This is a genomic window from Pseudomonas sp. Irchel s3h17, from assembly GCF_900187505.1.
GTDB lineage: Bacteria > Pseudomonadota > Gammaproteobacteria > Pseudomonadales > Pseudomonadaceae > Aquipseudomonas.
In genome coordinates this window covers 175777-188560 of record NZ_FYDL01000011.1, presented here as the reverse complement: position 1 = coordinate 188560, position 12784 = coordinate 175777, and the positions used below count along the sequence as shown (strand labels likewise).

10 protein-coding genes are annotated in these 12784 nt (G+C 59.9%); 2 read left to right on the top strand and 8 right to left on the bottom strand.

Going from position 1 to position 12784, the window contains the following annotated elements:
- Positions 1-3: 3 nt before the first annotated feature.
- The 7 genes from algG to CKW25_RS17975 form a co-directional block, all read right to left on the bottom strand.
- On the bottom strand, positions 4-1563 hold the full coding sequence (gene algG, locus CKW25_RS18005) for a mannuronan 5-epimerase AlgG (RefSeq protein WP_095081312.1): 1560 nt from the start codon (positions 1561-1563) through the stop codon (positions 4-6).
- A 36-nt stretch (positions 1564-1599) separates the two neighbouring features.
- Positions 1600-3033 carry an alginate export family protein gene (locus tag CKW25_RS18000; protein WP_172736562.1) on the bottom strand — a complete coding sequence of 478 codons (1434 nt, stop codon included), beginning with the start codon at positions 3031-3033 and terminating at the stop codon, positions 1600-1602.
- On the bottom strand, positions 3030-4415 hold the full coding sequence (locus CKW25_RS17995) for an SEL1-like repeat protein (protein ID WP_095081204.1): 1386 nt from the start codon (positions 4413-4415) through the stop codon (positions 3030-3032). Before CKW25_RS17995 ends, CKW25_RS18000 begins: the two co-directional genes overlap by 4 nt.
- Positions 4412-5587 (bottom strand): alginate biosynthesis protein Alg44, encoded by a 1176-nt coding sequence (locus tag CKW25_RS17990; protein WP_305883200.1) that lies wholly within the window; start codon positions 5585-5587, stop codon positions 4412-4414. The genes CKW25_RS17995 and CKW25_RS17990 overlap by 4 nt, the downstream gene beginning before the upstream one ends.
- A gap of 64 nt (positions 5588-5651) precedes the next feature.
- Entirely contained in the window at positions 5652-7133 is a 1482-nt protein-coding gene (locus CKW25_RS17985; RefSeq protein WP_095081202.1) for a glycosyltransferase family 2 protein, read from the bottom strand.
- 89 nt (positions 7134-7222) lie between these two features.
- Entirely contained in the window at positions 7223-8533 is a 1311-nt protein-coding gene (locus tag CKW25_RS17980) for a nucleotide sugar dehydrogenase (RefSeq protein ID WP_095081201.1), read from the bottom strand.
- A 455-nt stretch (positions 8534-8988) separates the two neighbouring features.
- Complete coding sequence (locus CKW25_RS17975) at positions 8989-9171, bottom strand: hypothetical protein (protein ID WP_095081199.1); 183 nt, start codon at positions 9169-9171, stop codon at positions 8989-8991.
- Positions 9172-9858: 687 nt separating this feature from the next.
- Between CKW25_RS17975 and CKW25_RS17965 the strand changes: the two genes are divergently transcribed.
- Both CKW25_RS17965 and CKW25_RS17960 read left to right on the top strand, forming a co-directional pair.
- Positions 9859-10890, top strand: a complete 1032-nt coding sequence (locus CKW25_RS17965) for a histone deacetylase family protein (protein WP_095081198.1) — start codon at positions 9859-9861, stop codon at positions 10888-10890.
- Positions 10891-10902: 12 nt separating this feature from the next.
- Positions 10903-12003, top strand: a complete 1101-nt coding sequence (locus CKW25_RS17960) for a polyamine ABC transporter substrate-binding protein (protein ID WP_095081196.1) — start codon at positions 10903-10905, stop codon at positions 12001-12003.
- A 55-nt stretch (positions 12004-12058) separates the two neighbouring features.
- Here the strand turns inward: CKW25_RS17960 and CKW25_RS17955 are convergent, their stop codons facing one another.
- Entirely contained in the window at positions 12059-12520 is a 462-nt protein-coding gene (locus tag CKW25_RS17955; RefSeq protein ID WP_095081194.1) for a hypothetical protein, read from the bottom strand.
- Positions 12521-12784: the final 264 nt, after the last annotated feature.

Here is a 12784-nt window from a genome sequence, read left to right as displayed (position 1 = left end):
GTTTCATTGTTTGTCACTCACTTGAAGTTGCGCCAACTTGTCGAGCGGCAGGACCAGCACGGCCCGCTTCTGTCGCACCAGCAGGTCGATGATTCGGCTCTGCTCCTTGGCAAGCGCACCGAATATGCCGATGCCGCTGGGCTGGGTCGGCATCAGCATTTCCACACCGTAGAGCTTCACGCTTTGCGGCGACACAACGGAGATAGCGCCCGACTGGTTACCGATCAGGCGACCGCCAACCACGGTCATGGAGAGGTTCATGTCGAAGGGGTCGAGTATCAGGTCGCGGGGTGTGCCGACGAGGTCTTTGACGTGCCCGTAGATGCCGAGCAGGCCGTTGGCCACCGCGAGGTTTTCATAGAGCCCGACATTGGCGCTGTTGCGCACACGAATGCCGTGCCGCGCGTTGTTGAACGCCCGGTTGCCCCACAACAGGTTGTCGCCACTCTCGTAGATGGTGATGCCATCGGAGCCGTTGCGATAAACCTCGTTGTTGGCCAGCACGTTATTGACGCTGGAGCGGTCGACCACGATCCCGGAGAGGGTGTTCTCGTAGGAGCGGTTGTTGAAGATCCAGCTGTCGTTCACCTCGCGGGAGACAATGATGCCGTGCTTCTCGCGGGTGCCATAGGCGGTGTTCTCGGCGATGATCAAGCGTCGCGAGCGGTCGTGCGGGTCGATACCGTAGACCAGGTTGTTGCGGTAGGTATTGCCCTTGAGTACCACGTCATAGGCTTCGTAGCAGTAGAAGCCGTACCACATGTCGTCGAACATCGAGTCAATCAGCCAGCCGCTGGGATGGTCGCGCTGCATGGTCGGATGCATCGCCGGGCTGTACTGGGAGATGGATACGCCATAGGACTTGCTCGCGGTGTAACCAAGACTCGATACCACCGAGTTGACGATGTAGGTCTCGGTACCGCCCCAAGCGTTGAGGAAGGGGCGGAACTTGCCCTTCTTCTTGAACCAGTCCTGCTGGTTTTCCGTCTCGCTCCAGGCGGTAAGGCGGGTGTACATGAGGAACAGCTTGCCGTCGTTGATCAGGAACGCGCCGCGCTCGCTGGATAGGCGCAAGTCGCGGGTTTCGGCGCCGACGTGCAGGGTCGCGCCCTGGCTGACGACGATCGGCAGGCGAGCGATGTAGATACCCGGCTCGGTTTCCTCGAAATACTTCTTCGGCAGGCTGCGGGCGAGATCCTTCAGCGTGACATAGCCACCCTCGATGAAAATCGCCTGGGGCATTTCACCCTGGCGCTTGACCCACTCACGCAGACGCTCGTCGCCACCGGTGAACTCCACCAATTGGTTCGGGCCGATCATACGCTTGAGCACCACGTTGCCAGCGGGCTTGCGAACGATCCGGGCAGTGGCCGCCTCGGCCGTATAGGGCGACAGATCGGGCAGCTTCGGCGGCTCGATCAGCAGCGACTCGACGGGAATGCTCGACACCTGGTAAGCGGGTGCGGCGTCTTCCCCGGCCGGTGCCACGACCGCCCACGCGAGGCTACCCGCGAGGACCACGCCGGCGACCCAGCGGTGCCTGTTTCTTGTGTGTAAATACATAGCGTCCAACTCCATGGTCAGCTCGGCAGGCGGCATTCAGTAGCGCCAGACAAAATCAACGAATGCGCGGTGCATACTCGAATCCGTGCCTTTGCCGAAGGCATCGCCCGGAAAGAACAGCCCGCCCCGGAAGCGGACCAACGCGGAGGATGCCCTCAGCCACTCCATCCCGGCCGGTATCTGCCCACGGTTCAGGTAGCGCGTCACCACCAGGTCGACTTCTTGCCCGATATCCTTCTCGCCAGGCACCAACTGGGCCTTCAGGCCGCTGCTGCTGTCGGCCTGGTCATCCACCCGCCAGAAGCGGTGGTAGACAAGGCTGGCGTCGTAGTCCTCGGCCAACTGCCAGCCGCTGAACACGCTGGCCGCCTGCAGGTTGTTCATCTCACCGCGATAGGCTTCGCCGAAGCGGTTGATGGCACTCCCGGTGCCGGTGAATTTGGAGCGGTTGCTCTCCAGCCCGGTCTGTGTGAACTGCTCGGAGTCGTCGCCGTCGGAGCCGCCGCTGGCACGCATGTAGGTGGTACCGACGCGCCAGTTCTGGTCGATGTTCCAGCGCAGGCCAAGGTCGACCGCCCAGGCATCGACATCCTGGCTGAGCTGGCCATCGGCCTGGCGGCGGCCGGCTACGGTGCTGGTGCGCAAGGTGTCGACGTTGCCGGTCAGCCAAGTGGCGGCGACCCAGTAGCTGAGCGGTAGGTTGCTGCGCTCGTTGTAGAAGTCCCCATTGAGCTCAGCCCCTAACCAGCTGAGTTCGCCGGTAGCGGTCTTGCTCATCTGATCCACAGAAGCACCCTTGCCGGGCAGGTTGCCGCGATCATCGCTGTGATGGAGCTTCAGCCCGGCCCAGTGACCCGGCTGCCACTGCCAGGACAGGTCGGCGAGCAGGTGCAGGCGATCCTCGTCCTCGGGCGCCAGTTCATCCAGGTCCGTGCGGTAGTCACTGAAACGTTCGGCAATGCCGACGTGGGCACTGAGCAGGGTTGTCTCGAAATTCCAGCGCAAGGCTTCGATATTGCTGTCCCACCACAGGCCGTCGGCACTGCGGATCTTCTGCCGACCGAGTCGCAAGGACTCTCCCGGATAAGCGCTCAGACCGCCATAGTCGACCCAGAACTCGTGCATGGCGAGGAACTGGTCCTCTCGCTCACGGGCGTCGTTGGGGTCGAAGGTGTCGGATTCGCTGGTGTCCGACTCGATGGTGTCGGTGGCGAGGAACGCCTCGCCGAGCGCGAAGGCGCTCCAGTCGCCCTGACGGTTGTAGACCCAGGGCCGCACGCTGAGGCCGGCGCCATTGAAGTCGCCACCGTCGCGGGTACCCAGATCGAGGTCATCGATCGACTGCGCGGTGAGTTTGAGATTGGCGCCATAAGACAAGCCGGGTTGCGGCTGCGCCCCCAGGACGACGGAGCTGGCCAGCAATCCGGCCATGCAGGCCAGCGTGGTGACTGGACGGTATTTCGAAGTCATAGCACTTCCTGCGCTTGATCAGCTTGATTCCTGGCGGTGACCTGCTGGCCACCGCGAGCCTCGATTTCACGGGCCAGCAGGCTCTCCACCTGCTGGTAGTCCTGCGCCTGCAGCCTCGGCGCCAGGCGCTCCATCAAAACCTGCCCCTGGGCCACGCCCTGACGCGACGCGAGCGTGGCGAAGGTGTAGCTGTAGACGGCGTTGATCCGCACGCCCTTGCCCTCGCCAAACAGCTGGGCCAGCGCGATGTTGGCGCTCGGGTCGCCCGCACGGGCGGCAATCAGCAGATGCTCCAGCGCCTTTTCCGGCTCGATGTCGCCCAGCGCGCCATCCCGGTACAACCGGCCCAGCAGCAGGTGCGCTTTGAGGTGGCCGGGCGCGGCCTGCAGCAGGTACTGCTCCGCCGCCCGCGGATCGGCCGGTACGACTTGGCCCTTGAGGTACAGCTGCCCGAGCATCAGTGCGGCGCGGCTGGAACCCGCCTCGATACCCTTGTTCAGGTATCCAGTGAGTACGGCCCCATCCCCCAGGTCGGGGAAGCGCAGGACCAGTTCGGCCAAACCGCACCAGGCGTCCGGGTAGGCCGGCGCAATACGCGTGTAGAGCACTTGGGCAGCCTTTGGATCAGCTTCGCCCAGGCTGCTGTCGGCCAGGACCTTGGCAACGCTCATCACACGTTCAGGCGACACCAGGCCGGCCTGGTAGGCCGAGTCCAGCCGCGCCAGCAACTGCTGCTGGCGGTCTTTGTTGCCACGCCGCTGGAAGATCTCGGCCAGTTCGACATAGCATTCGCTGGCCTGGTCCAGCCAGCCCTCACAGATGGCTTCGATCTCGTCCAGCTTCTGCTCGTAGTTACCGCGCACACGGTACAGGAGCACCTTGCCGAGCCGGGCTTCGCTGATGCCTTGCGCCTGCCATTGCTCCAGCTCGCGTTCCAGCTCGCCGCTGGCAAGCTTTTGCGGATCCTGCAGTTGCAGCTGCACCAGTGGCAGCAACGCGCTGTTGTCGCCGGCCGCCAGGCTCTGGCGCAGCAACTGCTCGGCCTCCCGGCGCTCGGCAGGACTCGCCTGCGGCTTGCTCGCCAGCCATTTACCCAACCGCGCTGGCGCCGCCGGAGAGCGATCGAGGGCCTGGCGGTACAGCGTCTCGCCCTGCATCCGCTGCTCGATCAAAGGACTGCGTATCAGCAGGTCGGCGAGACCGATCTGGGCCTCGACGTAACCTTCGCTGGCGAGGACGCGGTAATTCTGTTCCGCGGTCGCGAGGTCACCACTGCCCTTGGCCGTCTTGGCCAACTGCAGGTCGGGCAACGCCACGCAACCGGCCAGCAGACCGAGGCTGAGCGAGCTCAGCAGCCCGCATGCTAGTCCGGTGCTCTTCATTTTTCGAACACCAGGCTGTTCAGGCTGTTATTGGCGAAGACGCCGTTCAACGGGCGAATGCGCACGTCCACCGGACGCTTGGCCAGATCGCTGGCAAGCGGCTCGTTTGGCTGGATGTGCACGCGGATGTCCGAAGCCAGGCCACCGTCCTGCAGGGCGATGCTGGCGATCCGACCGCCGCGTTCGGTGGTTTCGCCGCCCACCAGGAAGGTCAGTGGGGTGCCTGGTTGCAGCTTGTTGAAAGCGCGGTACGGGAAGCGTGCTTCGACGGTGGCGACGCTGTCCACCGGCGCCAGCATGAACACCGGAGTGCCCTTGGGCGCCACCTGGCCATCACCCACCAGTTGGCTGACCACTTTGCAGTCACAGGGGCTGGTCAGGGTGCCTTGGAAGCGTTTGTTGAACAGGCGCTCCAGGTTGTCCGGGGTCATCTCCGATTCCGGCAGGGCGCCCTTCAGGGCATCCAGCATATTCGCCGTGAAGGTGGCCACCGGCGCGCCCTTGCTGACCGTGCTACCAACGGTGACCAGGCTTTGCACAGTCCCTTCGCGCGGCATCGCGACCTGCGTGCCGGGCACGCTGACTTGGGCCGAGTCAGCGTGAGTAACGAAGTAGATGTCGTAGAACTGGTACAGCACGTAGGCGAAGGCGCTCAGGCCGGCGACCAGGATCACCAGGGTTAAACTCATGGCGCGCAGGCGGCCGAGCAGGCTGAGCCTTTCATTCCCCTTGCCGCCACGGGCCTTGGTGAAGTTCTCGCGCTGGAGAATGCTGATCAGGCCACCGACATTCACCAGCTCGCCGCCGATGAAGGAGCTGATGATGTAGCGCAGCGCCGACATCTCGCGCGGACGCAGGTTGTGAAATTCACAGCCAACGCGCTTGCCGCCAATGATGGAACGCACCTGGAATTCGACATCCATGGCGAAGCCGATGCCCTCCACTTTGAACATCAGCTTGCCGCGATAGAGCTTGCCCTCGACCACCGACTGGCTGCCCTGCTCGAAGCTGAAACCGCCAGCGGACAGGTCTATCAGTTGGACTTCCTGGACACCCCCCTGCTGGCCTTGGAACCGGACCTTCGCCGGCAGCTTCAGGCGCGCATGCTGACGCTGCGCCTCGGACTCATGCACCATATTGGCGTTGCCCACCGGGCTGATCACTGCACTCATAATTTTTCCCTTTCAAATTAGTAAGTTGAACCTGGCTTCAAGGTTTTTTGGTCCTTTTCGCCGATCACACCACGAACATCAGCAGGGCAAGAAAGACGCTGCCCGCGGAGAAGGTCATAGCGCGCGAAGACCAGGTGTTGAACCAGAGCGAAAAGCTGGCCAGGTCGCGATTAAGCTTGGTGTTCTGGCGGGTCCAGGACTGCCGGTCGAGGCGGAAGAAGACGTACACCTTCACCAGCGCGCCCATGATCTGGTTGTAATAGAGGATCAGCGGATAAGCCGGCCCCACCTTGTGCCCCGAGGCCAGCAGCAGCAAAGTCAGCGCCAGGCGAGTGAGGCCGATCCACAGCAGGTACACCATCAGGAAGGCGAAGCCGTACTTGAGGCTGGCAATGATCGCCACGGTGGGCCCCAGCAGGCTGGTCCACATGGATACGCGCTGGTCGGCCAGCACCAGGCAGGTGAACCAGCCCAAACGATTCGGGCCAAGGCCCAGGGCGCGGGAGTTCTGCCGCAGGTTGTTGCCGTACCAGCGGAACATCAGCTTGCGACTGGCCTTGATGAAGCTTTTTTCCGGCGGGTGCTCAACGGTGTTGATGGACGCGTCCGGCACATAGAAAGTGTCGTAGCCCAGGCGCATCAGGCTGTACCAACTGGACTTGTCGTCGCCAGTGAGGAAGCGGAAGCGTCCGAGGCGCCAGTGTTCCAGGTGGTCGGTCTCGACGTCAGCGATGAAGCCGGGATTGGTCACCACGCTGGTGCGGAATACCGACATGCGCCCGGTCATGGTCAGCACACGCTTGGAGAGCGCCATGGAGCACATGTTGAGGTGGCGCTGGGCGAAGCGCAGCTTGTGCCACTCGCTCATGATGTAGCTGCCGCGCACCTCGCAGAACTCGTTGGTGGTCAGGCCACCGACATTGGGGAAAAGCTTGAACCAGGGCACGGTTTTCTTCACTACGCCCTGCTCCAGTACGGTATCGCCATCGATCACCGCCACCACCGCATCGTCATCGGGCAGGTGCCGGGAAATGGCGCGGAAGCCATGGGCCAGGCCATCGCGCTTGCCGGTTCCAGCGATGCGCACGAAGTCCAGACTGACCCGCTCCGGTGGGTTCATCTGCCGCCACAGGCTCTCGATCAACAGCTCGTCCGAACGCTCAACGATGGAACACACCACGGTGGTCGGGTAGCCGCAGGCGATGGCCTCGCGGATCACCGATTGGTAGACCTGAGCGGTGGTTAGCGCTTCGATGCGAAAGCTCGTGACCAGCAGGAACACGTGGGACGGGGCCGCTTGCGCACCAAGCTGCCGCACTTTGCGCCGATACCAGGGGAACACCAGATAGAGGAAGATCATCCCCCGCACGAAATGCACGGCGCCCATGGAATAACGCCAGATGCCAATAACACCCAGCAGAAGAATGAAATCGACGGACTCCGGGTCGAATGTGCTACGCGGCAGCAGCATTGCCATCCCCGTGAGCGTGGTTACCAGCAGTAACCACCCTGCGGCAGTGCGCAGGCGACTCTGAAAAACATCCATGTTTCGGACCTGTATGACTTATCAACAATATGGCAACAGGAGCGCCGCGCCTGTTGCCAGGGCGCCCCACGAGCATCACTGCAACGGCTCTACCAGCAGATACCCTCTAACCCACCACCGCTGGATTGGCGCATAAACCCCACCAGGTCGAAGACCTTCTTGTCGGCGAAAGCTCGCTCTACCAGGGGCGCGAAGGCTTCATCGCCGTTGCCCAGGACGATCACGTCGGCATTGGCGACCACTTCGTCGAAATTGGACCGCAGCAACGACGAAACATGGGGAATCTTCGACTCGATATAGTCGCGGTTGGCGCCGTGAACACGGGCATACTCGACGTTACTGTCGTAGATGCTGAGGTCGAAGCCCTTGCCGATGAGCATCTCGGCCAGCTCCACCAGCGGGCTTTCACGCAGGTCGTCGGTACCGGCCTTGAAGGACAGCCCCAGCAGTGCGACCTTGCGCTTGTCGTAACTGGCGATGATGTCGAAAGCTTTGCGCACCTGCGCGGAGTTGCTGCGCATCAGCGACTCGATCAGCGGCGACTCGACGTCCAACTGACCGGCGCGGTAGCTCAGCGCACGCACATCTTTGGGCAGGCAGGAGCCGCCGAAGGCGAAGCCCGGACGCATGTAGTAACTGGACAGGTTGAGCTTGCGATCCTGGCAGATCACCTCCATCACCTCGCGGCCGTCGACGCCGACCGCCTTGGCGATGTTGCCGATCTCGTTAGCGAAGGTGACCTTGGCCGCGTGCCAGACGTTGCAGGTGTACTTGATCATCTCCGCGACTTCGATGGTCTTGCGGATGACCGGCGCATCCAGCTCGCGGTAGATCTCTTCCAGCAGGTCGCCAGAGGTGCTGTCCAGCTCGCCGATCACCGTCATCGCCGGAAAGTCGTAGTCCTTGATCGCGGTACTCTCGCGCAGGAACTCGGGGTTCACCGCCACGCCGAAGTCGACGCCGGCCTTGAGCCCGGAATACTGTTCCAGGGTCGGAATCACCACATTGCGCAGAGTGCCCGGTAGCACCGTGCTGCGTACCACTACCGTGTGACGGGTGGTCTTGAGCGGTAGAACCTGGCCGATCTGCCGGCACACCTCTTCGATGTATGACACATCGAGGTCGCCGTTGCGCTTGCTCGGCGTCGGCGGTGCGAGGAAGGAAATATCGGTTTCGAGGACGGCCTCGCGAACATCCAGGGTGCCACGCAGCATGCCGCTGGCGACCCCTTGCTGCAGCAACTCGCCCAGACCCGGCTCGACAATGGGCGATTTGCCACTGTTGATCATATCGATCTTGAGAGCCTGAACATCGACCCCGATGATCTGATGCCCTCTTGCCGACAAGCATCCGGCACATACCGCGCCGACGTAACCCAGACCAAATATGCTGATTCGCATGCTACGAACGCTCCTTGCAACTTAAGGTCATGGAATGTCCCTATAACATTCCCATATCCATTTACAGGCAATTTGAATCCACGACCTGTAACCAGTAGGGCCGCGCCATTTACGCCACCCTATATAAATCAACTGAGTAACTTAAATATCTCTTGTGAAAACCCACACGGAGCCAACTACCGCCATAACAAACAACGGTACCAGCAAGCACAAGACAGACGATAGAAAAGTGGGTGCAGCACTCCCGAAGCTACGAAACCATTCTTCAGTAGCTCCAAGCCGGGACACATGGTGAGCACTTAAATAACGCAAAGCAATAGAGCAATTAAAAATAAACCACAAATAATGACTTTTACTTAATGGCGCCAAAACAACGGCAGCAAAGAAACTTAATAGTAAGACAAAATTAGTTGCCAGCTTTATGGCGACAATATATTTACGGTAGCCGAGCTACATTAGCGCGCCAAGTTTTTCGCCATATTAATGACGACTAAAATATGACACTCGATGCTATTTTTATGGCGCTGCGCTTTCGTCAACGCTTCAATGCCAAGGACTCTTGCGACGGGCAGTTGCGCGACTTCTTTGGAAAGGGTGGTCTGAAGTAGCGTGTTGCCGCTGACCGAAAACTGATCCATTAGTGCCAGCAAGGGAAATAGCGCAATCGGAATGACTAAGCCAAACCAAGAACCGCGCCGCGACCTTCAAGGGCACGCCTGCGACGTGAAATGGTCGGCTGTCGAGTTGATGCGCATCGCTGAAAGGCTGAGACAAGCCGGAAACGAGGCTGACTCCCAGGCAGGACTCAGAATGTGCCGAACTTTTCATGATGGTGAGGAGAGGCTTACAGGCTATGCCAAGGAGGCGCACTTGAGGCTCATTTTCCGCGCGAAGACTCCTGTATCGGTGCTGGAATGCTCTAGTGCTTCCGACATACTAATCGGAAGCGATTTTGATACTTGCAGCCAATACGGGTAAATAGCTGTATTGGTAACGCGGGGCGATTCAGACAGGGCAATGAACGCTTTCCGATACAGACCAGGATGCTGATTAAGCACTTTATCAAAATATAGGTAAGTGCTGCAGCGGTTGGAGGCTCGAGCAAGCTACGAACCTCTGAGACAGATTTCATTGTTCCCAGACGGTTTTTATTGTCTAAATTCATTCCGTATTCTGAACCGGGGGTATGTTGCGTCAACAATGGGCGAATTTCGGTCAAATGTTTTGGCCGTATTGATCCCCTTCTGGCCTTTCCTGCCGTTCTCTGAATCAGCGTCCGCCGCAAGACTGTGTTCAACCGAACCAGCCCTGCGGAGAACAAGAACATGCTGACGATCTACTCGGACGATCACCATCTGCACCACGGCCGCTGCGAATTGATAGACGGGCAGCTCAAGCCCTGCTTCGAAATGCCTTCACGGGCCGACCACGTTCTGGCGCGCGTTCAATCCCGCGACCTGGGCCCGGTGCAGGCGCCACAGGACTTTGGCCTGGGGCCAGTGGAGCGCATTCACAGCCGCGACTACCTCGACTTCTTCAAAGGGGCCTGGGCCCGCTGGACCGAGTTCGGTACCGACGGCGACCTGCTGCCCTACACCTGGCCGGCGCGCACCCTGCGCCGTGTGCTACCCACCAGCCTGCATGGCCAGCTCGGTTACTACAGCTTCGACGGTGGCGCACCGATCACCGCCGGCACCTGGCAAGCGGCGTACAGCGCAGCGCAAGTGGCACTCACCGCACAAGCGGCGATCCAGGACGGCGCCCACAGTGCATTCGCCCTGTGCCGCCCACCGGGACACCATGCCGCCAGCGACTTGATGGGCGGTTACTGCTACCTCAACAACGCCGCCATCGCCGCCCAGGCGTTCCTCGATCAAGGCCACAAAAAAGTCGCGATCCTCGACGTCGACTACCATCACGGCAACGGCACCCAATCGATTTTCTATGGGCGCAGCGACGTGCTGTTCACTTCGATTCACGGCCACCCGGAAGCCGAGTTCCCGTTTTTCCTGGGTTACGCAGACGAGCACGGTGAAGGCGCAGGTGAAGGTTTCAACTTCAACTATCCGCTGCCCGCAGGCTCAGGCTGGGACCGCTGGAGTGCCGCGCTGGAACAGGCCTGCTCAGAGATCGAGAAATACGGCGCCGAGATCATCGTGGTCTCCCTGGGCGTGGACACCTTCAAGGACGACCCGATTTCCCAGTTCAAGCTCGACAGCCCGGACTACCTGGCCATGGGCGAGCGCATCGCGGCCTTGGGCAAACCGACCCTGTTTGTGATGGAAGGGGGTTACGCAGTGGAAGAAATCGGCATCAATGCCGTGAACGTCCTGGAAGGTTTTGAACGCGCCCAATGAGGAATTGGCACCATGAACAGATTCAAGCGTTTAATCGTTCCAACCCTGTGCGCCATGGCGCTCGGCAGTGCCGTGCAGGCCGAAGAGCGCACCTTGCGGGTATACAACTGGTTCGACTACATCACCCCCAAGGCCCTGGAAGACTTCAAGGCACAGAACGCCCAGACCAAGCTGGTCTACGACATCTTCGACACCAACGAAGCACTGGAAGCCAAGCTGCTGACCGGCAACTCCGGCTATGACGTGGTGGTGCCGTCCAACGTGTTCCTCGCCAAGCAGATCGAAGCGGGCGTGTTCCAACCCCTGGATCGCAGCAAACTGCCGAACTGGAACCACCTCGATCCCAAGCTGATGAAGCTGATCGAAGCCAATGACCCAGGCAACCAGTTCGCCGTGCCGTACATGTACGGCACCATCCTGATCGGCTTCAACCCGGACAAGGTCAAGGCGGTGTTGGGTGACAATGCGCCGGTGGACAGCTGGGACCTGATCTTCAAGGAAGAGAACATCAGCAAGCTCAAGCAGTGCGGCGTCGCCCTGCTCGACTCGCCATCGGAGATCCTGCCACTGGCCCTGCAACACCTGGGCCTGGACCCCAACAGCAAGCAGCCGGCGGACTATGCCAAGGCTGAAGCACTGCTGATGAAGATCCGTCCGTCTGTCACCTACTTCCACTCGTCCAAGTACATGGCCGACATTGCCAACGGTGACATCTGCGTCGCGGTCGGTTACTCCGGCAGCTTCTCCCAGGCCGCCAACCGCGCCAAGGAAGCCAAGAACGGTGTGATCGTCGACATGCGCCTGCCCAAGGAAGGCGCGCCGATCTGGTTCGACATGCTCGCGATCCCGAAAGGGGCGAAGAACACGGAAGATGCGTACACCTTCATCAACTACCTGCTGCAACCGCAGGTAATTGCACCCGTCAGTGACTTTGTCGGCTACCCGAACCCGAACAAGGACGCCACCGAGTTGGTCGATCCAGCCATTCGCAACAATCCCAACCTGTACCCGACCGAGACCGCGATGGGCACGCTGTACACCCTGCAACCGTTGCCACGGGATGCCGAGCGGGCACGTACCCGGGCCTGGACGAAAATCAAATCCGGGAAGTAGATGCGAAAAGACTCCCGCCGCAACTGGCGGGAGCTCCTTCCTGTTAACGGTCAGGTCAATCGGTTGTATTTCTTACCGCGAAACTGGCGTCGGTTATTTTATGATAGGGAGAGTCTTCACCCAGCGTTACACAGAATACGCCGGAAAACTCATCATCCGTCGCACAGGAAATACCGGCGTTACCCTGTTCTGCCGAGTACTCTTTATATCCGTCGGAGTTTTCAATTACATAGCCAATGGTAACTTCCCCTTCAAGAGTCACGTCATACTCACCCGGGCCAAGGTCGTCGTCGACGGCCACGGTAATATATCGGCGGCAACTCGCATCACCGATCAACCCCACGATGATTCTTACACCGTAGCTGTGAAACCCGCGAACATCTTCTGCAACAAAAGGTACGCCATCAATCAGTGCCGTTAAATGGCCACCCTCTACCTGCTGCCCGCACAGCATAATGGTTTCTTTCTTAAGTTCGTCGAGCGCAAACTTCATACATTTTTTGTGCGAAAGTTTCATAGTTTTTCCTGGCTATTCCGGGAAAAATCCAACCAGCTCATTGCCTCATCCTTGAGCGATGAAAGTATGTGACCAGTAAAATTTCCCGAAAGAAAATTCGAACGTCTAGATGACATTGAGTAAAGTGCTTATTAAGCACTCTCACTAAATATTTATAGGCTTGAGCGAACAGTGTCAATTTTGCCCAGCATTAAACTTGTAACTGAAAATCTAATGAAGTGGACATGTAGTGAATGCCCACTTGTTTGACGCCCTGATAGTTCG